Here is a 23,617-nt window from a genome sequence, read left to right as displayed (position 1 = left end):
TTTGTCTCGTAAATTAAAGGCACAAAATAAAATGTCATAACTTAAATGTCATCATCATAAATACTAAGGTCATCACTATGAAAAAAACACTCAGTACACTTGCAGTTTCAGTTCTTATTGCACTTGGCAGTGCAAATGTTGCTCACGCAAAGATGGATGAAGGTCAAATTACCATTTGGATAAACGGCGATAAAGGTTATGACGGTTTAGCGCTGGTGGGCAAACAATTTGAAGCAGATACCGGTGTAAAAGTGATTGTGGCACACCCTGATAAATTAGAAGAAAAATTCCAGCAAGTTGCATCAACGGGTGATGGTCCTGATATCGTATTTTGGGCACATGACCGTTTTGGTCAATGGGCACAAGCGGGTTTACTCGCAGAAGTAAAACCAAGTGCAGCGCTAAAAGGCAAAATGGTTGATTTCACATGGGATGCAGTAACGTATAACAATAAGTTTGTGGGTTACCCTGTTGCTGTTGAAGCGCTTTCGCTTATTTACAATAAAGACCTTGTTGCAACACCACCAACAACGTGGGAAGAAGTAAGCGCGATTGATAAGCGCCTTAAAAAAGAAAACAAATCAGCGATCATGTGGAACTTAAAAGAACCTTTCTTCACATGGCCATTAATTGCTGCTGATGGCGGTTATGCGTTTGCATTTAAAGACGGTGTTTATGATCCTAAAAATACAGGCGTAAACAATGCCGGTTCAAAAGGCGCATTACAATTTATCGTGGATATGATTGAGCGTAAAGAGATAAGCCCAGATGTTGATTACTCAATTGCAGAGTCTGCCTTTAATACCGGTCAAACAGCAATGACTATCAACGGACCTTGGTCTTGGGGAAACATTGATAAGAGCGGTATCAACTACGGTGTTGCCATTTTACCGACTTATAAAGGCAAATCAGCGAAACCTTTTGTTGGGGTATTAACCGCGGGTATTAACAGCGCAAGCCCTAATAAAGAGTTAGCAAAAGAGTTTATTGAAAACTACTTGTTAACGAATGAGGGTTTAGCATTGGTTAATAACGACAAACCTCTGGGTGCTGTGGCATTAAAATCTTACCAAACAGAACTTGAAAAAGATCCTCGTATTACAGCCACTATGAAAAACGCTGAAACAGGTGAAGTGATGCCTAATATCGCTGAAATGTCTAAGTTCTGGTATGCAGAGCGCACCGCGATTAATAATGCAGTGCAAGGGCGTCAAAGTGTTTCAGATGCATTAGATGGTGCTGCTGAACGTATCGTGAAGTAACTACTTAGGTCGTCGCCATTTAAGCTTATCTCTTCGTTGAAAAATGCTAATTTAAACCATTAAACTGCGCTTTTTCGCCTCGATCTAAACTTAAATGGCTTAGCCCTAAGCATTTACAGTAATAAGTTTTAAAGAGGTATTTATGGATCTAGCAATTGAATCTGGACAATCATTAAGTGCACGCGCCAATTGGATTAAATGGTCAGTATTAGCGCTGGTTTCTTTATTAGCAGGTTATGCCGTTGTATTAATGTACGCTCAAAATGAGACTATTTTTGCGCTGTTAACATTAGTTGTTGTTGCATCGGGTGTGGTTATTTTTGCACGAGAAGATACCTATTCTCATCGTTATGTTTATCCAGGCATCGCCGCTATGGTGGTGTTTATTATTTTCCCGCTGATGTACACCATTGGTATCGCGTTTACTAATTACAGTGGCACGAATCAGCTGACTTTTGATCGTGTACAAACACAGTTTCTTGCTAAAACCTACGAGCAACCTAACTCCGCTTACCAATTTGAATTATATCAACTTGATAACGAAAAAATTCAACTTCACTTTGAGAAACAAGGTGAACAGTATTCAACACCTGTTATTGATTTAGCGACTCATGAGACAATTACGCTAGCCAATAAAAATGTGCAAAAGCAGGGTGAGAAAGCATCATTACGTTTTGTGATTAAAAACCGTAATGCCTTAGGAGAACTAAACATCATCTCTTCTGAAGGGCATCCGTTATCGATGAGTGGATTACGTGAGTTCTCCGCAAGTACGGCGCTTTATGAATTACAAGATGACCAAGTGACCCTAGTTAGCTTATTAGATGGTGAAATCTTAAAACCTAATATGGACATTGGTTATTACCAACCCGTAGATGAAAATGGCGCGTTTATAGGCCGTGAACTCTCGCCTGGTTTTGTGGTGAGCAATGGTTGGAATAACTTTACACGCATCTTTTTAGATAAAGGCATTCAAGGGCCGTTTATACAGATTTTTATCTGGACGCTTATCTTTGCCGGCTTAACGGTTCTCTTTACACTTGCCGTCGGGTTAGTGCTTGCTTCTATCGTGCAGTGGGATGAATTAAAGGGTAAGGCGGTTTATCGCATGTTACTTATCTTGCCTTATGCAGTGCCTGCGTTTATCTCTATCTTGATATTTAAAGGTTTGTTTAACCAAAGTTTTGGTGAAATAAATCAACTACTCGAAGGTATGTTTAACCTTAAAATCAATTGGTTTACCGACCCTTACATGGCTAAAACCATGATCTTAATCGTCAATACTTGGTTAGGTTATCCGTACATCATGATTTTATGCATGGGTTTATTAAAATCGATTCCAAGCGACCTTTATGAAGCATCTGCGATTGATGGAGCAGGGCCAATTGATAACTTTTTCAAGATCACTTTACCGTTAATGATTAAACCTTTAACACCACTATTGATTGCCAGTTTTGCCTTTAACTTTAATAACTTTGTTTTGATTCAATTATTAACCAACGGTGCGCCCGATATTATCGGTTCATCAACACCGGCAGGGCATACCGACTTGTTAGTGAGTTATACCTACCGTATCGCCTTTGAAGGTGGCGGTGGTCAAGACTTTGGTTTAGCGAGTGCAATTGCAACATTAATCTTTATCGTCGTGGGTGCGTTAGCGTTATTAAACCTACGTGTTTCCAAAAAACAACAAGCTTAAGGGGTAATGAATGGCGATTGTTAAATCTCAAAATCAAAAAAAACGTGTCTGGTTTGCGCATCTCTTTTTATGGGTATTTTGTGCAGCGATTCTTTTCCCACTGTTAATGGTGATTGCGATTTCATTCCGTGAGGGTAACTTTGCATCGGGCTCCTTGATTCCAAGTGACCCTACCTTAGAGCATTGGAAACTCGCGTTAGGCCTTGCGGTCACACATGCAGATGGCAGTGTCACTAATCCACCATTCCCTGTTTTACTGTGGTTATGGAACTCGATAAAAGTTGCTGCTATCACGTCTATTTGTGTTTTAGCGTTATCAACCACCTGTGCCTATGCGTTTGCTCGTATGCAGTTTGCAGGCAAAAAAGTATTGTTAGAGGGCATGCTTATTTTCCAAATGTTCCCTGCTGTATTAGCCCTAGTCGCGCTCTATGCTTTGTTTGATAAAGTGGGGCAATACATTCCCTTTTTAGGATTAAATACACATGGCGGATTAATTTTTGCTTACCTAGGTGGCATCGCATTACATGTTTGGACCATAAAAGGGTATTTTGAAACGATTGACAAGTCTCTAGAGGAAGCCGCATCGCTTGACGGTGCTACGCCTTGGCAAACCTTTAGAATGATTTTGTTACCACTGTCTGTGCCCATTTTGGCTGTGGTTTTTATTCTCTCATTTGTGGCCGCTATTACCGAAGTGCCGGTGGCTTCAATCTTGCTGGTGGACGTTGATAAATACACATTAGCAGTGGGTATGCAGCAATATCTTTACCCACAAAACTATTTATGGGGCGACTTTGCAGCTGCTGCAGTATTATCTGCCCTGCCTATTACTATTGTGTTTTTATTGGCACAGAAGTGGTTGGTGGGTGGGCTAACAGCGGGCGGTAATAAAGGCTGAATATTATTGAATATTATTGAATATTATTGAATAGTGTTCGCAAGGTATAACAAAATAGGTGTGGCTATTGAGCGCCACAGCTATTATTTGTCGGTTTATCCACGTATCAGCCATTCTATCTTAACCCTCTGGAGGTGGTTTCATCGCTTCTAATAAAGCTACATTAACACTCTGGATTGCGCTCATTACATTAGAGATATCATTCTGTTTGATGGCCAATTGAGTATTTTTATCTTCATCATTTAATCTGTTATCTGCTTTTATGTCATCAATCTCTTGTTTGATATCAACTAAGCGTTGTTGCAATCTCGCGAGCTGCGCTTTTAATAATTTAACGGGAATGGGCAAGCTTTCTTCTGCTTCTTTCAGCGATGCTTGATAGCTTTTTTGTGCTTTTATAGATAATGAAATATCATCTTTTTCTGTGCTTTTATCTGTGCTTTTATCTGTTTTTTTTGATGATTCTTCTTCAATTGTTATGCTTTCTTTTTGATCTGTATTGATTGCCGACGATGGCAGCTTTATTTGCATGTTTGAAACGTTGTAATAGATATCAGACATTGATTTTTCCTTTTTCCTTTTTCCTTTTTCCTTTTTCCTTTTTCCTTTTTTCTGCCTTTATTCGCTCTGAGTCTCGCATGAGCTATATATCGGCAGATTCCCCTAAAGGTTAAATAAATATCACCAACAAACGTGCTATCAGCAACGCTTTTATTTATTTAAAAATGCCACTGCTAAATCAGGGAAATCGGTAAACACGCCATCAACATCAGCTTTGATGTAAAAAATATCCAAAAAGGTTTCAAAGTCATTGGCATAAGATGGGATCTCGCCTTTATCACGACGAAAGGTGAAGGGGTGAACGGCTAAGTTATGCTGGTGTGCCTCATTGACAAGTTCAGTGAAAATGAGATTGTCTGTTGTGGATTTGGGATCAACAATACGAGGAAACCAAGGGCCAATAGCATCCGCATAACTGCTGACTTTTTGCATTGCACCGCTTTTAAACATCCAGTCATAATCGTAATTTATTACTTCACCCTTTTCATAGTGACAGGTTTCACCCCAAGCAGTTTCCGCGATGAGCTGTACTAATTTCAGTTGCATATCAAACTGTGAAAATAACTCATTTTTAATGCGTTGTAGCTCTTGTGCGTCAAAACATTGCAGAAAAATAGCATGGCTTTTGCTGTGGTAGCCATATTTTTTCAAGACGCTTAATAGTGCCATGGAGATATCTTTGCCTTCAAAACGATGAAAGGCCGGGGCTTTAATTTCCGGATAGATGCCAATGTTTTTTCCTCGGCTTTTATTAAGCCCTTGAATCAGCTCAATTTCCTGGTCAAGTGTGTGTACTTGAAAGCCACACTGCCAAAGAGGGAAACGCTCAGGGAATATGGCTTTATCTGGCGTCTTAAATGCCTCTGTCATATGCAGTGATTGTATTTCTTCAAGTGTAAAATCAATCACATAAAAACGTCCATCGGTGCGCGCTCGCTGCGGAAAAACACTCGCTACGTTAGTCACGCCATCTAAAAAATGGTCGTGCAAAACCACTAAATAATCATCCTTGGTCATCACCACATCTTGTTCGATAAAATCAGCATTCATGGCATGGGCCATCGCTTTAGCTTCCATGCTGTGCTCGGGAAGATAACCACAAGCCCCACGGTGTGAGATAACTATTTTTTTAGACATAATGTAACCCCTTTTTAGTTTCGCGCTGACTTGTTCTTATACTGAGTGTAGATCTGAATAGTCATATTGAAATGTCTGATGGCTTTATCAGTGATGGGTAAATGTGGATATTAGACGTGATTGGGATGTAGCTCACAGGGCGCATTTATTGCTCTTTTAACAGGAATATAACGGCACAATTATGCGTTATAGATGCTGTTATAGGCTCTTGTTTTCTTGCTAAGTCAATAAACTAGCAATGATTTATTATCTTTATTAGCAAGTTAAATTAAAGGTGATCTAGGCATTACTAATTTCATAAATAACAGGCTACAAATAAGTTATGCAGATATTTAGATGCAGGCAGTTATAGGCAGTTAACCTAACAGGAGCATGGTATGGGAAGTCGTAATAATGTGCATTTATCAAATGATGCATCAGTGAAAGAAATCAGTGATTGGCTTGCTAATCATATGGATGATCATATTGAGGTACAAGCTAAAAAGGAGATTAGCGCTGCAGAGAAAGGCAAAGTTCGCCGTCATATCGAAGATATAAAAGAGCGAAATAGTTTAAGAGAGTTATTGGGTGAGGACTACGATTTACTAGATAGCTAATATTCAGTTAAGAAAATTCATATTCAATTTTGTTAATATACCAAGTGATATTACCGCTTGGTGTATTAACAATCGCTTCATCATCGGGCTCTTTTTTTAGCAGTGCACGTGCCATTGGGCTGTCGATGGAAATGTAATCTTTACGTTGTTCAATTTCACCGCGTTGATATATTTCATCAGGGCCTACAATTTTAAAGCGCTTTGTCTCGCCATCTTCATTTTCTATATCAACCCATGCACCAAAAAAAACTTTACCTGCCTGTTGTTTATTCGGCTCTACTACCGTGAGTTTTTCTAAGCGTTTATTTAAAAATCGAATGCGAGAATCTATCTGGCGCAATAAACGTTTATTTTCTTTGTAATCTGCATTATCCGACCGATCACCTAAGCTCGCTGCCCATGCGACTTTCTCGGTTATTTCTGGACGGTATTCTTGCCATAAATAATTCAGCTCTGTTTTGAGCTTTTTAAAACCATTAGGAGTAATTAAGTTAGTGCGCAATGTGTGTGATACCTCATAAGTTTATGCAAAGAGAGTAACGTTTTTTTAGTTGAAATTGAACTATTTAAAAAAATGGATCTCTAATTTATTAGAATAATTATATTGAGGTGTGCATGATAAATAAAAAACTTACCCCTTTCTTTTTGGTCATTATGAGCAGTGTTTTTGTAAGTGCCTGTAACGATCAAACGACTGTGGCAGGTGCAAAGGATGATGCATTGAGTCTATTAGAAACGGAAGTTTTTTATAATCAAAAAATTAGATTACCTGAAGGTGCAAAACTGGAAGTGCGTTTAGAGGATGTCTCTAAAATGGATGTCGCTTCAGAGTTAATTAGCAGTGCAACAAGGGAGATAAAAAGCGGGCCTCCTTATGCATTACAGATTGCTTTTCCGAGCAAGCAAATAAAAAACAGTCATCGTTACAGTTTGCGCGCCTCTATTAAAGTAGAGGGAAAATTGTATTTTATCTCTACGACGCATATTGACCCATTCGCTGTAGGCATAGCATCGCCGATAAAAATAAAAGTCGACCCAGTTGGAGGTAAAGGATAAAAATACACGCTGTATTTCTACTTTATTAACGGTGATTTTCTGGCGTGTGGCTTAATAAATGTCACTAAATATGATGGCTATTGTGTCGAGAATTCAAGCTCTGTCAGTGTGATAAACGCCGTTTCATTGTTATCAGAACAAACCCATTCACAGGCCTTAAAATCTAAACACACCTGCGGACGTTCTGGTTTTTCAAATAGCTTGCAAAGGTTATCGTCATTGAGCTGAATGCAACGCTCTCCTGCCTTCTTGCCGTTTTCCATGCCTGGGATTGATGATGAAATACTGGGCGCGATACAGCAAGCACCACAACCTAAACGACAGTCCATATTTTTCTCCTATAAAAACGGCATAGTAGCATTTCAAGGTAATAAATACTTTGTCATTATTAGAGGTGGGATCTTTACTATTTTCCAATCAGTACCATAGTTAGTAGGGTTATTTGGAGAATGAGTTATGTTAATAAAAAACACACTAAAAAAGACCTGTTTATTACTACTTTTATGCCTACCTTTTTTAAGCTTCGCATCGGAAAAAAAACTATTGAATATTAATTCTGTTTCTCAGGGGGTGAATGAGCAATATACATTGTCACAATTATTGCAGTTGCCACAACATGAAATACGAACGAATATACCTTGGACAAATAAAACCCACACTTATTCAGGGCCCTACCTTGAGGATGTACTTGCGCTTGCTAATGTAAGTGGTCAATGGCTAACCATGTATGCATTAGACCGTTATCAAATCGACTTTAATTTCAATCGCATTAAAAAATACAAACCTATTTTAGCGCTATCAGTTGATAGAAAAAAATTAACGATAAGGACCAAAGGACCAATTTGGGTGATTTTACCGATGGATGATTACGCCGAGTTGGATGCCGCTGTCTACCATGATTTTATGGTTTGGCAGTTGGTTAAAATTAATGTTGAAGAAAAAAGTAATGATGATGCGTTATAAAAAAGCCTACTTCCTCTTTTTGATTGTTTTGTTGTTCACGATAAGTGCAGGTGCAAGTCTCAGTTTGTTAAATAAAAGCCATGATCTTTTATTGTGGAATGAGCGGGCATCAGGTAGAGCATTAGTACAGCTGGTTATTCTGCAACAATCCTACTTAAGTATTATGATGCAATATCAACGAGGTGATGAGGTCGCGGATGAATTATTAACTTATTACGACCTTACTTGGTCTGCCTATGATGTCCTACTTAAGGGGTCTAAAAATGCATATTTTATGAGTGATGGGTGGCGGGCGAGTAAATTAAACAATTATTTCACGCGCTTCAAAATGACTGATCCTACAAAAGTTAAGCTCAGTGGCGAACTATTAACGGTGGCGCTACATAATACGCGAGAAGCGCATAACTATATTGTAGAGTTGTTGAATTTTGAATTTCAGGGTTATTCACAAGAGACCCATCAACACGATTTTGAGTTGGTACGTGTTAATAAAATCATGATAATGGGGTTGTTTGGGCTTACTTTCAGTGGCACGATATTTTTGTTGATCATCATTCGTGAGAGGCGACAGATGACTTACCTTGCTTATCATGATCCGCTTACCCGCCTTGCAAATCGAAGTGCTTTAAAAGAAAAAATTACCGCGTTACAAAAGAAGAAGACAAGTTTTTGTGCTTTGTTGATTGATATTGACCGATTTAAAGCGATTAACGACAGTTATGGCCATGACATTGGTGACAAACTGCTTATCAGGCTGACTGAAAAAATGACCCTGGTTTGTAGTGAGTCGGACTTTATTGCGCGATTAGGGGGGGATGAGTTTACTATTATTTGTCAGTCTAAAAGTGTTGTTGAAGCAATGGCATTAAGCCTATTAAGCATCACCGATAATGTCATTGATATAGACGGAAAAAGTTGTGATGTTGGCATGAGTATTGGTATTAGCTTCTCTCGAACAAAACACTTCGCTTGGGTAGATATATTAAAAGAGGCCGATGATGCGATGTATCAAGCCAAGGAAAAAGGGGGTGGTAAGTATCAAACTTATGATCCTGCTGTCGTTACCAAGAAGATACTTTAACCTGTTAGACAATCAGTTTCCTCACTTCTTTTTATTTACCCATTGCCTTCAAGATACAGACTGATATTTGGATGATAACGGCTATCACTAGTCATGTTATGATGCAGGTTCTATTTCCAACGAGCCTTTAACATGACCAATAATATCGCCCCAATTGCTACTAAAAAACCTTATGTGCATGAGATTCATAATCATCAACGTCACGATGATTATTTTTGGTTACGTGATGATAATCGTGAAGATTCAGAGGTGATTAACTACCTTAATCAAGAAAATGATTATACCCAAGCGCAAATGTTACCGCTGGAAGCAATGCAAACTGAGCTTTATGACGAGATGGTTGCGCGACAAGAACCTGAACTTGAATCTGTTCCGTATTTTAAAAAAGGTTTTTGGTACGTTTCTCGTTTTGATGAGGGTGATGATTATACGGTTTTTTGTCGTTATAAAGGCACTGCCGCAGGTTATGAAGATGCCGCTGAAGATATTTTTTTAGATTGTAATGAACGTGCAGATGGGCATGAATTTTACGATCTAGGCGATCTTACATTATCACCCAATTCGATGTTGATGGCTTATTCTGAAGATACCGTGAGTCGCCGTCAGTACACATTACGTTTTAAAGACTTACAAACGGGTGAGCACTTAGATGATGTGATTGAAGACGTTTCTGCTGTTGTTTGGGCAAATGATAATAAAACTGTTTTTTATGTTAAAAAGCATCCTGAAACACTTTTACCTTACCGCGTTTATCGTCACCAGTTAGGTGATGATCTTAAAAATGATGTGCTTGTTTATGAAGAAAAAGACGATACGTTTTATGTCAATATCTACAAAACACGCTCAGAAGGTTATTTAGTTATTTGCATCGATAGTACACAAACATCTGAGTGTTTGTTATTGGATGCCAATACCCCAACAGAAAATTTTGTGCCTTTTTTAGCACGTCAGCGAGATCATGAATACAGCATTGATCACTTCCAAGATAAGTTTTTCATTCGCACTAATATTAGCGGTAAAAACTTTTCTCTGAAAACCGCTAGCCAACCTGCACATGAAAACTGTGATGCTTGGGAAACACTTATTGAAGCACGTGAAGATACCTTGTTAGAAGGTTATGAACTGCTCAATGAATGGTTAATTGTTGAAGAGCGTTGCGCAGGATTACCACAGCTTCGTCAAATTAATCATCTCTCGGGTGAGTCAAAAACATTAAGCTTTAACGATCCTGTTTATACGGTATTCAGTCATTACAACCCCGATGCAAATACCAATAAATTCCGTTACCAATATACCTCGTTTACAACACCTTCAACGGTTTATGAGTTAGATCTTAATAGCGGTGAAACTGAGTTATTAAAACAGAGCGAAGTGATGGGCGAGTTTAATCACCAGAGCTATCAAAGTGAGCGTGTTTGGGTGACTGCGCGTGATGGTATCAAAGTACCAGTGTCATTGGTTTACCATAAAGAACATTTTAACCATAACAACCCGCTATTAGTTTATGCGTATGGCTCATACGGTCACAGTATGGATATCGGTTTTAGTAGCGCTAATTTAAGCCTGTTAGATCGTGGTTTTGTGTATGCTGTTGCCCATGTTCGTGGTGGTGAAGAGCTTGGTCGCGAATGGTATGAAACAGGTAAGCTACTACAGAAACAAAATACATTTAACGACTTTGTTGATGTCTCTAAAAGTTTAGTTGAACAAGGTTATGGCGATAAACAACGTGTGTTTGCGATGGGTGGCAGCGCGGGTGGATTATTAGTGGGCGCGGTGATGAACCAAGCGCCTGAGCTTTATAAAGGGATAATTGCAGCAGTACCGTTTGTTGATGTTGTCTCAACTATGCTTGATGAGTCTATTCCACTGACCACTGGCGAATATGACGAGTGGGGTAATCCAAATGACAAAGTTTATTATGATTACATGCTTGCTTATAGCCCTTACGATCAAGTGATAGAACAGGCTTATCCGAATATTTTAGTGACTACTGGTTTGCATGACTCACAAGTACAATACTGGGAGCCTGCTAAGTGGGTTGCTAAGTTACGTGAGCTGAAAACCGATGATAATCAACTGCTTTTATACACGGATATGGAATCAGGGCACGGCGGAAAATCAGGGCGCTTCAAGCACTTTGAAGATACCGCAAGAGAGTTTGCATTTTTGATTGATTTAGCAAAGTAGTCTTAACATAGAGGTTAAGTTGTTGATTAAAGTAGGGGCAATATAAATAGTATTTATATTGCCCCTACTTTTTTATAGGCGAGGAAAAATTTAATCGACGCTAATATTTAATCCCGTTTGTAGAGAGATTCAATGGTGCTTGATTCAATGCTGTTTGCATTGATCATATAACCGGCTAATGCACCCGAAGCATTATCGGGTAGCTCAAGTTTTTCAACGGAAAGTGCATGAATAGTAAATTGATAATGATGTACTCCGTGTCCTGCTGGTGGGCAAGCACCGCCAAAACCTCTGCTTCCATAATCATTCTGAATTTGCACACTACCAGCGGGTAATAAATTTTCTGTTGTACTGCCTGCATTACTTCCTAACGTACTGACGTTAGAGGGAATATTTACAACTTGCCAGTGCCACCAACCACTGCCTGTTGGCGCATCGTGATCATAAGCTGTGATAGCAAAGCTTTTAGTGTTTTTAGGTGCATTTTCCCATGTTAGCTGCGGTGATAAATTACCACCTGAGCAGCCAAAACCTACAAACTCTTGGTTTTTATCCATGAGTTCACCTTGGCTAATATCTTGGCTAGAAAGGGTTAAAGACCCAGCAAAGGCTGAAACAGAAAGGCTAAGTGATAAAGCAGAAAGTATTTTCAATGATTGGCGCATAATAATCCCTATTAATGGTGGCTTGCTTGGTTAATTGAGTGACTATTTTACCCTTTCTATTCTTTGTGTTTAGCGCCTAAGCGTTCATCTTTTCGCCCTAATCCGTCAATTTTGTTTTTCTAAGCTCAGAGGGAGTTAATCCAAATAAAGCTTTAAAGCGCTCTGTGAAACGCGATTGAGACTGATATCCACATTGGTCAGCAATCAGGCCAATGGCATCATGCGTTGATTGTAAAAGGTGTAAGCCAAGACCCAATCTGGCTTGATCTTTTATCTCTTGCGCTGTGGTGTTTTGTGATTTTAGCTTGCGCCGTAATGTTGATTCGCTCATCGCCAGTTGATGACAAATATACTCTGAGGAGAGTGTGCCAGAATGCGCCAATTGGTCACTGAAAAAAGCGTGAACTTGATGTGCAAGGTTAGTATCTGTGGCCATTGATAAAATTTCTTTATGACCCATATGACAGAGTAATTGCAGGATCTCTTTTCTGCGTAAAGGCCATAATTCGACGGGTGCCCAAGCAGACCATTCGACAAATTGCTCTAAGCACTTGGCCAGCGTTTCGGTGATATCACCAATACAAAGTGTCGCTTCATTAGCGCTATTAATTTGTAAATTTTCAAAGTCTTGGTAATCGAATTCGATTAATAAAGCATGGTAGGAATTTTGTTTAGGAATGTTGCGCATGTTGACCGAAGCTGTGTTGGATAAAAATACAAATTCGCCTGCTGTACAAGTGATATCTGTATCTTCACCCAGCTGTTTATCACCACTGAGTATGGCAATTAATAAAGGTTTGATGACGGGAACATTTAATAAATTCTGCTCTTTAGTTGAAGAGTAGATAGAAAAGGGGAGTGGGTTATTGCCCGTTTCTAAAGTGTTAATTGTATTAATGAGTGCTTTCATATTTAGGATTTTTTATACCTTATTTAGCTGTCTCAGCTCGAATGATAGAACGAGGCACAATGATTTTGTGCATTAGTGTAACAAACTGCATATAACTTTTGCCCAGAAGATTATGTGCCTTTTTTAGCACGTCAGCGAGATCATGAATACAGCATTGATCACTTCCAAAATAAGTTTTTCATTCGCTCTAATATTTTAGTGACCACAGCATTGCATGATTCACAAGTACAATACAGGGAGGTTGCTAAGTGGGTTGCTAAGTTACGTGAGCTGAAAACCGATGATAATCAACTACTTTTATACACCGATATGGAATCAGGACACGGCGGAAAATCAGGGCGCTTCAAGCTCTTTGAAGATACCGCAAGAGAGTTTGCATTTTTAATTTATTTAGCAAAACAAACACTTTCTGTTCAGAGAGGTAGAGGTTATTTGTACTCTGCCTCTTGCTCAATTTTTTGAGCGAACAGTTCCCCTAGGTGCTTATCTTTAGCAATTATTTTTTGTAATTTTTGAATGTCAAACCAAATAAGTTCCACTGGAGTGAGTGCTTTAGCGCTACATGGGTGACGACCACTTAAAAATGCATATAACCCTAAGAGTTCACCACTGTTGATAACTAGCCCTTGTGAGATAGAGGTTAATTCAACATGCCCATGTAGCAAAAGAGCAACGCTTGTTGCCACGTTATTTTGTCTAAATATAAGCTCTCCATCGTTATAAATTTGCCGTTTAGCCAGTTTGGCAAGGGCGGTTAAGCTACTTGTTTTTATCCCTTTTGCCCAGGGTATTGATTTTATCTGATTATTTATCTCATTAATGCTTACACGATGTGGCTGTTGATGCAGATGAGCTAGCTTGTACTCTATCTCCTGCATTAATTTATCCGCTTCGCTTACATCTAATACCCCCTCATCAATTAGTTCTGCCAAATAAACGCGTTCCAAGTTAAGCATTAATCTGTGTGCACTATGGGTTTCTAAGCTGTAGGAAAGGTCTGGGAAATTGTCACGTAGTTGTTTGATGTGTAAACGAGTTTGGTTTTTGTTATTTTCGATTTCCTGTCCAACTAGATCTGTTTCAGTTGCTGAAGGAGAGAGTACCTGTAAGTGTTTTTGTATCTCCTGTTGTGCTTGCACAAATCCACGAGCCGTATCATAACTGAGTGCTAAGCGTTCAAAAGAAAGGTATACAATAACGCGGTTTAGGCATGGAATATGGTTAAATAGTCGCAAATAAGCTGGCGTCTTCCAAAAGTCAAACAAGCTCTGGCGAGGTGACATTTGTGGTGTGCCATCAAGGGCTGTTTCAACTGCGCTCACCAATTGTTTTGTGGCAAGGCCCGTTAGTGAGCCTTGTTTGAATTTCGACCAATAAAATTGTCGCTCTATCTCTAATAAGCGACGCTTAAAGGCAATGGATTGGTCTCCTTGTGTTAGTGCTTTGGATTGTGATTGTTCATTCGCTGTTTTTTTATTACCTGTATTATCTCTAAAAGAAACAAGCTCTTTATCTAATTTTGGCCAATTTGCACGTTGTAAAAACTCATTTTCTTTGAGCGTTGGTAGCGTGGTTAATAGACGTTTTTTAATAGTTAATTGTGCTTTTTCAAGACTTGCTTGCTTAGCGGGTGGTAACTTATCTAAACCTAATATTTTTAGTAGTAAGGTCATGCTACTGGAGTTAATCACAATAGTTAACACCACAATACCTGCAGTTAGAAATAGGATCTGATCTCCGACCTCTTTATTAATCATATTATCTTGGGCAATGATTAATGCTAAAGCTAACGAAACGGCACCACGTAATCCGCCCCAAATTAATACCAACGCTTTTGCTTTGTTAATGCCAATGCCGATTCTTTTTAATAAAGGCATAAAGGTGAAAACAGAGATTGCACGAATAAATTGAATAGCAAAATATAATCCACCTAAGGTGAACCACCATTCTAAGACATCGAGGCGAATACGTGATGCGATAATAATACCCACTAATATAAAGATTAAAGTATTAGCGATATGTGCCATCATTTGCCAGAAATGATGAAGAAAACCGGCGACTTCTGGGGATATTCGGGTACGCCCGATACTTGCTAATAATAGCGCTAGGGTAACAACAGAAACCACTCCGGAAACATGAAATAGATTTTCAGCAATGAAATAAGCAAGGTAAGCACCTGAGATGGTCAGTGTTATTTCAATCATTGGTTGATTAAACAAACGGCCTATCCAAAATAATATTATTGCCCCTATTGCTCCGCCAATAAATAAACCGAGTAAAACCACTTCAAAAAAACTTATGGAGATACTGATAAAGCTAAATGAGCCATTACCGCCAAGGCTCAACATGCCATAAAATAGGGTGAATAATACAATAGCTGTACCATCATTAAGCAAAGATTCCCCCTCAATTAATGTTTCTAAACGTTTACGAGAGCTTACCTCTTTTAACAATGAAACCACTGCCACTGGGTCGGTGGCGCTAATCAGTGCACCAAATAGAAAACAAACTGTCCATGACCATTGCCAGGGGAAAAAATAATAAGCCAATAGAGCGGTTAAGCAAGTGGTTAAAATCAACCCTGGGATAGCAAGAATTGCAATTTGGCTGAACATACGTTTAAACAGGTGGGTTTCCATTGCAAACGCAGATTCAAAAATAAGCGTAGGTAAAAACAGCAATAAAATAAGGTGAGGATCGATAGCTGCGAGTTGCGTTAACGCATATTGTAAAGCAGGGATGTTTTCTGTGATGTGAAAGCTACGATTATATAAACCAAAAGCAAGACCGATTAAAAGCAACACAACGCTATAAGGAGAGGTGAGTATTTTAGGCAACGACTTTACTATTGCACCTAATAACAACGATAGTATGACAAACATTAACACCAGAATACTGCTATCAATATGCATAAGAATACCTTTGTAAAAGCACAAGTGATTACCGTTTAGTTTAGTGCAATTTTAGATAAAATGAGATTGAAGGGTAAGGTTGTAAACTAATTGTTCGCTAGTATTTATAAGGGTATAAAACGATGGGCAGTCAATTGATTTAATCACATAGAGCAATGCCTACGTGATTTTACTCTAGAGTAATTTGCTTGTTGCTACAATTTGGCGTTGTTTATCAGATGTTTAAATAAATAGCGAGTGGCTCATTATCACATTTCAACTGACTTGCATGCGTTGATATAATATATGTTTGTTACGCTTAATCTACCTACTAGCTTACATTGAAATTATTTCATCAATAACCTCTATTCACTAAAAAATTATTATAATACCAATTCCATTAATTTAATGATTAATGATTAATGGTTGTTCCCTTTACAAAACTTGCAACGCGGAAATAGCTTCTTTTAACCAGTAAGATTGATCAGTTAGTTAGTGGAATTGATATAATTATACCCGTCACCATTCAAGTTGCAAAGTTCAGCAAGTGATGAGGTGAACAGATTTTAGGCAGGAAGTTGAAGGTCTAACTGGTTCAATCAATACTTCCTAACAACGAAGGTGTTTGCCTCATCGCTTGCCCTACGGGTCGCTAGCTCGGAAACAAATTCTGCGTTGCAACATTTGATAAGGGCTAGCCATTAAAGAATGAAAGTATTTTATTTCATTCTACCGATAGAGAATTAACGCAGTTAATTGCTCGAAAGGTCATCATGTTGCGTCTTGCCTTGCCATAGTTCGATAAGAAGCGAGCTAGCGACTGAACAAAGCACCTTGATTGGTAACGAGTATATACGTTGTAGAATTCATATGTAGATTGGCGTATCCGAGATATATTATATTTTAGGCATAAAAAAACGCCCAGTAGGGCGTTTATCATTTAACCTTATAACCTTTCAAAAGTTAAAGGTTAAATTTCAGCATCTTGTTGCTCAGAACGTGGAGCGCGTTCATTTGCTTCGCGTACTTTTAATGAGCGGTCTTGAAACTCTTTCTCATTTAATACGATAATCGCTTTTTCTGCGTCTTTCTCTGGCATTTCAACAAAACCAAAACCACGGCGTTTTCCCGTATGTTTGTCTTTCATTAAACGCACTGAAAGTACTTTTCCTTGTTCTGCAAAAAGAGTGCGTATTGCCATCTCATTTGCACGGTAAGGTAAGTTACCAACGTAAAGCGTTGTTGTCGCAAAATCACCTTCAGGTGCACTACTGCTCGTTGAGCTTGTAGATTTGCCTGTTTTGATGAATTGGATCGCGAGACCTGTAGCGATAGCGCCAATTGCAAATGAAACTTCAACTGGAAGTGCTAAGCCTGCAACAGCAATAATGATGTAACCTAAAATCGCAACCGCGATAGAAAGCAAGATTGAAGTGTTTGACTTCATAATAAAATAACCTCAAAGGTAAATAGGAATAAATAAAGAATTACTAAATCGACCTTTTTAGAGTGCCCCAGTAGTTAACAAAATCAGCTTATTGGCCAATTTGCCTACTCTATTAATCATCCCTAAAAAAGCAAACGTATTGTAAGCTAATTTCAGTGATTACGTTAATTTCTTTAACAAAATGAGATTTAGGTAACCTACCAACAGTCCCTTTTTGTGAAATAGGACACGCTTAAAGTATAAGCAATGGCAGATGTTTTTTTATTCATATCTCTTTATTGGTAGACGAAATGACCGTTTCGTAGGGGTGATATGTTAAATCACTCAAAGAATCTAACCTTGCTCTGTAAATTTTTATCTCGATCAGATAAATTTTGTTATAGTGCCTCAACTTTTAATCTTGCAAATAAGGCGTTTATATTAAAAAAAACAGGAACTTAGCGTAGTTCTTGTTTGCTAATATGAGTGTTGCTAATACAAGGAGTGTATTATGCACCTAATTTTCATCTTTTTAATGGTACTGATTATTGCCATTAATTTTTCAGCGTTAGCTCTAGTGGCAACACGTTGGGTCAATAACTATGCACTGGCAAAAGTAAGTGGATTACTGTTTATTTGCTTGTCGCTATTTTTTATCGAACACTTTGTTGGTTTAGGTAACCTTAATTGGTTATGGCCTATTACCACCATCGCCTCACTATTTATTATTTCAAAAAACAAAACAACACTATTAAAGCAATATAGCGGTGCAGAATTAGTTTTCTTTATCGGCCTTATTTATGGTTTGCTTTGGCGTTTCCCGATATAAACGGACAATCGGAAGATCTTACTGACCTCGCCTTTTTGAGTAACTATTATAGTGGTCAAACATTACCTGCGGTTGATAACTGGCTCCCTCCTTATACCTTTAACTATTATTACGCATTCCAACATTATTGTGGCGCGTTACTTGGCCGTTGGTTAGCACTGCCTATTGGTATGACCTATAACGTTGCTTTTGCGGTATTACTCGCCTTTATGGTGAGTCTGGTATGGAATATTGCTTCATTAGCAACGACAAAATATTTACCTCGTATTTTATTAGTCACCTCGATTGTAATGGGCGGTACAGGTATTAGTGCCTTTGTGCCTTTTATGTATCAAGCCAATGCAACAGAGGCCAGTGGGCAAAGTTTTGAGTCTATGAGTCGTTTATGGTCAAGCGTGCGTTTTATTGGCATGTACGATAAAAACGTCAATACGGATTTTGGTAAAGCATTAATGGGCGTTGAAGAGGGGGTAAAAGCACAACAAAACCCTGACCTGCCTATTGAGACCATTGGTTATTTAACCATGCAGGGGGATTTTCATCCGCCTCTTGGTGGCTTCTTATTAGTGCTAATTGCCATTACTGCTATTTTATTGATTGAGCAACCTCGCGCGCACCCCGTTAACGCAAACGCCCCTCCGACAAAAGCGGCTTACCAAGCTATTTTGGTGTCAACCGGACCGTTGATGTGGATAACTAATACCTGGGTTTTACCGTTACAAGCGATGTTAGTCTTTGCTTGGATAGCCTATCGCTTAATCAGTAAAAAGAGTGTTCATTGGAAAGCGGTTATTTTAGGTGGTTTGATTCCGTTATTTTTAATGGTGCCATTTTTAAATGAATTTACGCGTAGTGCATTAGCGTTATCAATTAAGTGGGTCAGCAGCGAAAATCACACTCCTATGCTGTCTGGTTTATTGCTACTTTGGCCACAGCTATTGTTACTGTCTATTGGGCTTTACTTGGGTAAAAAACAACCGCTTATTTGGCTGTTTGTGGCGACGTTCTCAGTGTTCTTAATCGCTTCTGAATTGTTCTTTGTAGATGATCCGATGGGCGATTTGTATGAGCGTTTTAATACCACGCTTAAATGGTGGTCATGGTTACAAGTTGCAGTAGTTGTCTCGCTTTCCACTTTATTAATGGCCAGTAAAAGTCGTGTTATCAGAGCAATCAATATCATGGTACTTCTGGCACTTTCAAGTTATGCGCTTGAGCTGGCTTATTATTTTAATAAAACCGACAAACCTTCACGCGGCAAGCTCAAAGGGGATTATTCCCTCACTCAAGATCAAGTCAAAAAACAGACCTTAGAATATCTAATCTCAGCACCTTATGGGGTTGTATTAGAAGGTATGGATAAAGCTGCTTACGGAAAAACATCGACCTTTGCATTATTTAGTAATAAATCATCATTGGTTGGCTGGCATTCCCATGAATCACAATGGCGAGGACACCCAGCGTTTATCAATCAGCGTGGCAGTGATGCAAGAGCATTTTATCAGGGGCAACTAGATAACAGTCTTGAGTGGTTATTACAAAATCGGGTGACTTATATTGTCTGGTCAAAAGATGATACCCATCGTGCCACTGACAAAAGTACTCGTCAGCGTATTCATTCTCGTATTCACTCGCAATATCATTGGGTTACCATTCAGAAATATGGCCATGATGAATATGGGTTATGGGTTTTGAAAGATCCTGAAATGCAAAAACATAACGTTAGGTATTAAGGAATAATTATGCAAACTATCTATTTAGTACTGACGCTAGGTTTATTGTGGTTAAACATCGCAGGACTGACATTAGCAACACATCGTTTTTTACCCGATAATCATTTATCGCGCTCAACAGGCATTATTGTATTGTGCCTAGTGTTATTTTTTATTGAGCACTTTGTTGGTTTAGGCACCTTGAATTGGGTTTGGCCTTTTACCAGTTGTATTGCGGCTTACCTCGTTTATAAAAACAAAGGCAAAAAAGATGAGTCGCAGTTTTGGCGTGCTGAAGTCATATTTGGCTTAGCTTTCTTTTACTGTTTTGCTTGGCGCTTTAGTTTCCCTACTATTTACCCATCATCGGAACGTATTACTGATCTGTATTTTATCAGTAACTATTTACCGGGTAATACCTTGCCACCGATTGATAACTGGAACCCGCCACACGCCTTTGATTTCTATTATGCATTCCAACATTATGCAGCAGCATTAGTTGGGCGTATTTTAAGCTTTGATCCGGGCACCACTTACAACGTCGCTTTTGCACTTATTACCTCGCTGACCATTACACTTGCTTGGTCACTCGCCAGTAAATTCATCAAAAGCCGCGCGCTTAAAATATTGCTTGTTGCCACGATGGTCTTTGGCGGAACAGGTATCTCGCCTTTGGCGCATTTAGCCTTTAATGGTGTTGAGCCCGCTAAAGATGACAGCGCACAAGAGCAAACGCGTTATCAACAAAGACAAGCCCACGATGCCTTTAAAATGCTTATTTATAGCGCGCGTTTTGTGGGTTCTCGAGAAGATGTCACCTTAGATGACGTACACAATGCGACGTCATTATCGCGCACTATTTTTCCTGGTACTCTGCCTGAAACCTTGCCTAAAAAAGGCTGGGAAGCTCGCGAATTACCGATGGAGAATTTTGGTTACCAATTCTTTGTCGGTGATTATCACCCCCCATTAGGCGGTTTCTTTTTATTGCTATTTACATTGGCATTATTAGCGTCGATTGAGTCGGGTTTGAAAGTTAAATTACTTCAGGCAATCGTTGGTTTTAGTGTGCCTGTGATGTTGATTACTAATACCTGGACCTTTCCACTGCAAGGTTTGTTATTGATGGGTTGGGTTGTCTATCGTTATTGGCTGGCATGCTTATTTATCCTTTCTTTACCGATTTTTCCAATGGCTCATTAAGCACCCCTGTAAAATTAGTCACAGGGCTTGACCATACCCCTATTTCACGATTCTTGGTGCTGTTATGGCCGTTATTACTGTTAATTGTGATGGGTTTATTTGAGCCTAAATATCGTAAGTGGAGCATCACGATTGCACTCACTTTTGCCTTTATGTTGCTGGTTTCTGAGATGATTTACATTGACGATCCAACGGAAGGTAAATACTTACGCACTAATACTGTGATGAAATGGTGGGGCTGGATTTACGTCGGTGGCATCGTTTCATTAGGCGCCGTTTGCTTGGGTTCAAGTAAAATGTGGATCCGTTGGTCAACGGTGGTGATTCTATTATTAGTTAATGCTTATGCTTACGATGTTGCGCGTCATTGGGTTTATTCAACCAAAAGTGCAATGGGTCAACTTGAAGGGCATGCTTGGTATACGAGCGATGGCAGTCATCGTGATATGTTTAATTATTTACAAGCACAGCCCTTTGGTATTTTATTAGAAAACGTGCCTGATAATGCTTACATGAATTCCAGTATTTATGCGTTATTTAATAATAAAGCGATCTTACTGGGTTGGCCGTCGCACCTTCGTACATGGCATGGTGATGTGCCACAGGTCTGGAATACAACCAATGATATTCGCCGTTTTTATGAAGGTAAATTAGCCAATTCTGCGGACTGGTTACAAGTAAATAAAGTCAATTATGTTATCTTAGAGCGCCATCAGGATGTTGGGGCTTTTGAGTTAATTCATCAACAAATTAAAGATGATTACACTTGGCAGCGTTTTAGCCCGCAGCAGCAAGCCGCAAAAGGAATTTGGACGCGTAAAATATTATTTAAAAACCAAGCTGATATTAGCCAATAACAACTAAAGGAGTAGACGTTATTATGATTATCAACCCAGAATTAAGCATAGTCGTGTGTGTATTAAACGAGGAGGAGAGTATTGATCTCTTCCTTAATGCGGTTATACCTTTTATAGAAAAATCGGTTAACTCTTACGAAATAGTCTTTGTAAATGATGGCAGTACCGATCGCACCTTAGAGCTTATTCAAGCGCGGGTTGCTGATCCCACCTCGCACATTAAACTGGTTAACCTTTCTCGTAACTTTGGTAAAGACACTGCGTTAACCGCGGGTCTTGATTATGCCAAAGGGCAAGCGGTTATTCCGATGGATGTGGATCTTCAAGATCCTCCTGAGTTAATTCCTGAGATGGTCAAAAAATGGCGAGAAGGGGCTGATTCTGTGATTGCCGTACGTAAAGATCGCAGTGATGATGGCCTTGTTAAGCGTAAAACCGCAACTGCATTTTATAAAGTGATCGGGCGCATGAGTAAAGTCGATATGCCACAAAATGCCGGTGATTATCGTTTGATTGACCGTAAAGTGGTTGACGTATTACAAAAGATGCCTGAAAAATCCCGCTTTATGAAAGGCCTGTTTGCCTTTCCTGGTTTCAGTAAAGATTACGTTTATTACAGCCGCCCTGCACGTGTTGCGGGCACCACAAAATGGAACTATTGGAAGTTATGGAATTTTGCGCTGGATGGCATTTTTTCATTCTCAACCGCGCCATTGCGTATTTGGACCTATGCAGGAATAGGTGTGGGCCTTGCATCATTAACCTACCTGGCTTTTATCATAGTGAAAACACTGATTTTGGGTGTTGATGTCCCAGGTTATGCTTCTTTAATTACCCTTATTCTATTTTTTAGTAGCCTAAACCTAATTGGTATTGGTGTGCTGGGTGAGTATATTGGACGCATTTTTGAAGAAGTTAAAAATAGGCCTTTGTATATTATCGAAGGTTATTACGGTGACGATGATATAAATTCTGAGACAAACGACACAGAACGAAGAAAGAATGAAAGACGGTCGAGTCAGGCAGCGTGAGAGTGATTAGGGAGTTAGCCAATAATACACTTTTTCAGCAGTTAGTCTCATTTGCAATTGTTGGTGTGGGCGCGACGTTAACCCATGCCATTATTTTCAACATTAGTTTTGAACTGCTGCAGTTACACCATTTAATCGTGAATATATTAGGTTTTTGTATTGCATTTTTAGTGTCTTATTTAGGCCAGTTTCACTGGACCTTTAAAGAACAAGCAATACAACTTGCCGATAAACGCAGTGCTTTTTTTAAGTTTCTTAAAACGGCGCTGTTAGGGTTTGCGGTTAACCTATTTTGGTCATTTCTTATTTTGGAGTTTTTACAACTTCATCATTATTACTACCTAGCACTGCTTACCTTTGTTACCCCTGTGCTTATCTTCTTATTAAATAAATTTTGGGCCTTTAAATAACGGCTACTGCTTTAAGGTGAATTGTAAAAAACAAGATTAATTTAAAAAACAAGGTACAGCGAAAACATCATTATTTAATGCTAAATGGACTTTTAACACGTGAAAAATGGAATTTTTTAATGACAGTGAATAATATAATTAACCCCTTGTCAGGGGGAACGACAGGGCAAGCGCATTATAAATGCGATTAAACAATTTAAATAAATTCAAAAGAAATTAACCACGAAGGCACGAAGA

The 23,617-nt window shown here is 39.0% G+C and carries 23 protein-coding genes; 15 read left to right on the top strand and 8 right to left on the bottom strand.

Annotation, left to right across the window (positions count from 1 at the left end):
• The first annotated feature begins 77 nt into the window (after window positions 1-77).
• The 3 genes from malE (at window position 78) to malG (ending at window position 3,862) form a co-directional block, all read left to right on the top strand.
• Entirely contained in the window at window positions 78-1,262 is a 1,185-nt protein-coding gene (malE, locus tag CXF74_RS08360; RefSeq protein WP_101081957.1) for a maltose/maltodextrin ABC transporter substrate-binding protein MalE, read from the top strand.
• Between the two features lie 142 nt (window positions 1,263-1,404).
• Window positions 1,405-2,961, top strand: coding sequence for a maltose ABC transporter permease MalF (gene malF, locus CXF74_RS08355; protein ID WP_101081956.1), 1,557 nt, complete (start codon window positions 1,405-1,407; stop codon window positions 2,959-2,961).
• Window positions 2,962-2,971: 10 nt separating this feature from the next.
• A complete protein-coding gene (malG, locus tag CXF74_RS08350; RefSeq protein ID WP_101081955.1) occupies window positions 2,972-3,862 on the top strand; it encodes a maltose ABC transporter permease MalG in 891 nt (296 codons plus the stop codon).
• A 120-nt stretch (window positions 3,863-3,982) separates the two neighbouring features.
• Here the strand turns inward: malG and CXF74_RS08345 are convergent, their stop codons facing one another.
• The gene (locus CXF74_RS08345; RefSeq protein WP_101081954.1) at window positions 3,983-4,423 is read right to left on the bottom strand and encodes a hypothetical protein; all 441 of its coding nucleotides are present in this window, start codon (window positions 4,421-4,423) and stop codon (window positions 3,983-3,985) included.
• A gap of 150 nt (window positions 4,424-4,573) precedes the next feature.
• Window positions 4,574-5,560, bottom strand: a complete 987-nt coding sequence (gene glpQ / locus CXF74_RS08340) for a glycerophosphodiester phosphodiesterase (protein WP_101081953.1) — start codon at window positions 5,558-5,560, stop codon at window positions 4,574-4,576.
• Between the two features lie 377 nt (window positions 5,561-5,937).
• Here glpQ and CXF74_RS08335 point away from each other — a divergent pair, with 377 nt between their 5' ends.
• Window positions 5,938-6,156 carry a PA3496 family putative envelope integrity protein gene (locus CXF74_RS08335; protein ID WP_101081952.1) on the top strand — a complete coding sequence of 73 codons (219 nt, stop codon included), beginning with the start codon at window positions 5,938-5,940 and terminating at the stop codon, window positions 6,154-6,156.
• Window positions 6,157-6,163: 7 nt separating this feature from the next.
• Here the strand turns inward: CXF74_RS08335 and greB are convergent, their stop codons facing one another.
• Window positions 6,164-6,658 (bottom strand): transcription elongation factor GreB, encoded by a 495-nt coding sequence (gene greB, locus CXF74_RS08330; RefSeq protein ID WP_101081951.1) that lies wholly within the window; start codon window positions 6,656-6,658, stop codon window positions 6,164-6,166.
• A 113-nt stretch (window positions 6,659-6,771) separates the two neighbouring features.
• On the opposite strand from greB, the gene CXF74_RS08325 reads away from it, so the two are divergent.
• Window positions 6,772-7,212, top strand: coding sequence for a YbaY family lipoprotein (locus CXF74_RS08325; protein WP_101081950.1), 441 nt, complete (start codon window positions 6,772-6,774; stop codon window positions 7,210-7,212).
• A gap of 77 nt (window positions 7,213-7,289) precedes the next feature.
• Here the strand turns inward: CXF74_RS08325 and CXF74_RS08320 are convergent, their stop codons facing one another.
• Entirely contained in the window at window positions 7,290-7,541 is a 252-nt protein-coding gene (locus CXF74_RS08320) for a YkgJ family cysteine cluster protein (protein WP_101081949.1), read from the bottom strand.
• A 214-nt stretch (window positions 7,542-7,755) separates the two neighbouring features.
• Here CXF74_RS08320 and CXF74_RS08315 point away from each other — a divergent pair, with 214 nt between their 5' ends.
• From CXF74_RS08315 to CXF74_RS08305, 3 genes are all read left to right on the top strand, one after another.
• Window positions 7,756-8,175, top strand: a complete 420-nt coding sequence (locus tag CXF74_RS08315; protein ID WP_157822361.1) for a molybdopterin-binding oxidoreductase — start codon at window positions 7,756-7,758, stop codon at window positions 8,173-8,175.
• The gene (locus tag CXF74_RS08310; RefSeq protein ID WP_157822360.1) at window positions 8,141-9,256 is read left to right on the top strand and encodes a GGDEF domain-containing protein; all 1,116 of its coding nucleotides are present in this window, start codon (window positions 8,141-8,143) and stop codon (window positions 9,254-9,256) included. Before CXF74_RS08315 ends, CXF74_RS08310 begins: the two co-directional genes overlap by 35 nt.
• Before the next feature lie 132 nt (window positions 9,257-9,388).
• Window positions 9,389-11,446 carry a S9 family peptidase gene (locus tag CXF74_RS08305; RefSeq protein WP_101081946.1) on the top strand — a complete coding sequence of 686 codons (2,058 nt, stop codon included), beginning with the start codon at window positions 9,389-9,391 and terminating at the stop codon, window positions 11,444-11,446.
• Between the two features lie 107 nt (window positions 11,447-11,553).
• On the opposite strand, the gene CXF74_RS08300 is transcribed toward CXF74_RS08305, so the two are convergent.
• Window positions 11,554-12,111 (bottom strand): YbhB/YbcL family Raf kinase inhibitor-like protein, encoded by a 558-nt coding sequence (locus CXF74_RS08300; RefSeq protein ID WP_101081945.1) that lies wholly within the window; start codon window positions 12,109-12,111, stop codon window positions 11,554-11,556.
• Window positions 12,112-12,208: 97 nt separating this feature from the next.
• Window positions 12,209-13,021 (bottom strand): helix-turn-helix transcriptional regulator, encoded by an 813-nt coding sequence (locus tag CXF74_RS08295; protein WP_101081944.1) that lies wholly within the window; start codon window positions 13,019-13,021, stop codon window positions 12,209-12,211.
• A gap of 114 nt (window positions 13,022-13,135) precedes the next feature.
• Here CXF74_RS08295 and CXF74_RS08285 point away from each other — a divergent pair, with 114 nt between their 5' ends.
• Window positions 13,136-13,483: a prolyl oligopeptidase family serine peptidase gene (locus CXF74_RS08285; RefSeq protein ID WP_269800763.1), complete on the top strand. Its 348-nt coding sequence runs from the start codon at window positions 13,136-13,138 to the stop codon at window positions 13,481-13,483.
• Here the strand turns inward: CXF74_RS08285 and CXF74_RS08280 are convergent.
• Window positions 13,450-15,933, bottom strand: a complete 2,484-nt coding sequence (locus tag CXF74_RS08280) for a cation:proton antiporter domain-containing protein (RefSeq protein WP_101081943.1) — start codon at window positions 15,931-15,933, stop codon at window positions 13,450-13,452. The genes CXF74_RS08285 and CXF74_RS08280 overlap by 34 nt on opposite strands.
• 949 nt (window positions 15,934-16,882) lie before the next feature.
• A complete protein-coding gene (locus CXF74_RS08275) occupies window positions 16,883-17,359 on the bottom strand; it encodes an RNA recognition motif domain-containing protein (RefSeq protein WP_101081942.1) in 477 nt (158 codons plus the stop codon).
• Between the two features lie 490 nt (window positions 17,360-17,849).
• On the opposite strand from CXF74_RS08275, the gene CXF74_RS08270 reads away from it, so the two are divergent.
• From CXF74_RS08270 to CXF74_RS08245, 6 genes are read left to right on the top strand one after another with little or no spacing between them, the layout of a single operon-like run.
• Window positions 17,850-18,167, top strand: coding sequence for a hypothetical protein (locus CXF74_RS08270; protein ID WP_101081941.1), 318 nt, complete (start codon window positions 17,850-17,852; stop codon window positions 18,165-18,167).
• The gene (locus CXF74_RS08265) at window positions 18,149-19,900 is read left to right on the top strand and encodes a DUF2298 domain-containing protein (RefSeq protein WP_157822359.1); all 1,752 of its coding nucleotides are present in this window, start codon (window positions 18,149-18,151) and stop codon (window positions 19,898-19,900) included. The genes CXF74_RS08270 and CXF74_RS08265 overlap by 19 nt, the downstream gene beginning before the upstream one ends.
• Before the next feature lie 9 nt (window positions 19,901-19,909).
• Complete coding sequence (locus CXF74_RS08260; RefSeq protein ID WP_101081939.1) at window positions 19,910-21,082, top strand: DUF2298 domain-containing protein; 1,173 nt, start codon at window positions 19,910-19,912, stop codon at window positions 21,080-21,082.
• Window positions 21,037-21,939, top strand: a complete 903-nt coding sequence (locus CXF74_RS08255) for a DUF2298 domain-containing protein (protein WP_101081938.1) — start codon at window positions 21,037-21,039, stop codon at window positions 21,937-21,939. The genes CXF74_RS08260 and CXF74_RS08255 overlap by 46 nt, the downstream gene beginning before the upstream one ends.
• Window positions 21,940-21,962: 23 nt before the next feature.
• On the top strand, window positions 21,963-22,970 hold the full coding sequence (locus CXF74_RS08250; protein WP_101081937.1) for a glycosyltransferase family 2 protein: 1,008 nt from the start codon (window positions 21,963-21,965) through the stop codon (window positions 22,968-22,970).
• Window positions 22,971-22,972: 2 nt separating this feature from the next.
• On the top strand, window positions 22,973-23,380 hold the full coding sequence (locus CXF74_RS08245) for a GtrA family protein (protein WP_157822358.1): 408 nt from the start codon (window positions 22,973-22,975) through the stop codon (window positions 23,378-23,380).
• The last annotated feature ends 237 nt before the right edge of the window (window positions 23,381-23,617 follow it).

It is taken from the genome of Psychromonas sp. Urea-02u-13, from assembly GCF_002835995.1.
Classification (GTDB): domain Bacteria; phylum Pseudomonadota; class Gammaproteobacteria; order Enterobacterales; family Psychromonadaceae; genus Psychromonas.
The sequence above is the reverse complement of the archived record's forward strand: the minus strand, read 5'-3'. Positions and strand labels throughout refer to the sequence as shown.

What these genes read in the sequence shown, in the direction of transcription:
- malE (WP_101081957.1), top strand. Translation starts at nt 78, where the DNA reads ATGAAAAAAACACTCAGTACACTTGCAGTTTCAGTTCTTATTGCACTT.
- malF (WP_101081956.1), top strand. Translation starts at nt 1,405, where the DNA reads ATGGATCTAGCAATTGAATCTGGACAATCATTAAGTGCACGCGCCAAT.
- malG (WP_101081955.1), top strand. Translation starts at nt 2,972, where the DNA reads ATGGCGATTGTTAAATCTCAAAATCAAAAAAAACGTGTCTGGTTTGCG.
- CXF74_RS08345 (WP_101081954.1), bottom strand. Translation starts at nt 4,423, where the DNA reads ATGTCTGATATCTATTACAACGTTTCAAACATGCAAATAAAGCTGCCA.
- glpQ (WP_101081953.1), bottom strand. Translation starts at nt 5,560, where the DNA reads ATGTCTAAAAAAATAGTTATCTCACACCGTGGGGCTTGTGGTTATCTT.
- CXF74_RS08335 (WP_101081952.1), top strand. Translation starts at nt 5,938, where the DNA reads ATGGGAAGTCGTAATAATGTGCATTTATCAAATGATGCATCAGTGAAA.
- CXF74_RS08325 (WP_101081950.1), top strand. Translation starts at nt 6,772, where the DNA reads ATGATAAATAAAAAACTTACCCCTTTCTTTTTGGTCATTATGAGCAGT.
- CXF74_RS08320 (WP_101081949.1), bottom strand. Translation starts at nt 7,541, where the DNA reads ATGGACTGTCGTTTAGGTTGTGGTGCTTGCTGTATCGCGCCCAGTATT.
- CXF74_RS08310 (WP_157822360.1), top strand. Translation starts at nt 8,141, where the DNA reads ATGTTGAAGAAAAAAGTAATGATGATGCGTTATAAAAAAGCCTACTTC.
- CXF74_RS08305 (WP_101081946.1), top strand. Translation starts at nt 9,389, where the DNA reads ATGACCAATAATATCGCCCCAATTGCTACTAAAAAACCTTATGTGCAT.
- CXF74_RS08300 (WP_101081945.1), bottom strand. Translation starts at nt 12,111, where the DNA reads ATGCGCCAATCATTGAAAATACTTTCTGCTTTATCACTTAGCCTTTCT.
- CXF74_RS08295 (WP_101081944.1), bottom strand. Translation starts at nt 13,021, where the DNA reads ATGAAAGCACTCATTAATACAATTAACACTTTAGAAACGGGCAATAAC.
- CXF74_RS08280 (WP_101081943.1), bottom strand. Translation starts at nt 15,933, where the DNA reads ATGCATATTGATAGCAGTATTCTGGTGTTAATGTTTGTCATACTATCG.
- CXF74_RS08275 (WP_101081942.1), bottom strand. Translation starts at nt 17,359, where the DNA reads ATGAAGTCAAACACTTCAATCTTGCTTTCTATCGCGGTTGCGATTTTA.
- CXF74_RS08270 (WP_101081941.1), top strand. Translation starts at nt 17,850, where the DNA reads ATGCACCTAATTTTCATCTTTTTAATGGTACTGATTATTGCCATTAAT.
- CXF74_RS08260 (WP_101081939.1), top strand. Translation starts at nt 19,910, where the DNA reads ATGCAAACTATCTATTTAGTACTGACGCTAGGTTTATTGTGGTTAAAC.
- CXF74_RS08255 (WP_101081938.1), top strand. Translation starts at nt 21,037, where the DNA reads ATGCTTATTTATCCTTTCTTTACCGATTTTTCCAATGGCTCATTAAGC.
- CXF74_RS08250 (WP_101081937.1), top strand. Translation starts at nt 21,963, where the DNA reads ATGATTATCAACCCAGAATTAAGCATAGTCGTGTGTGTATTAAACGAG.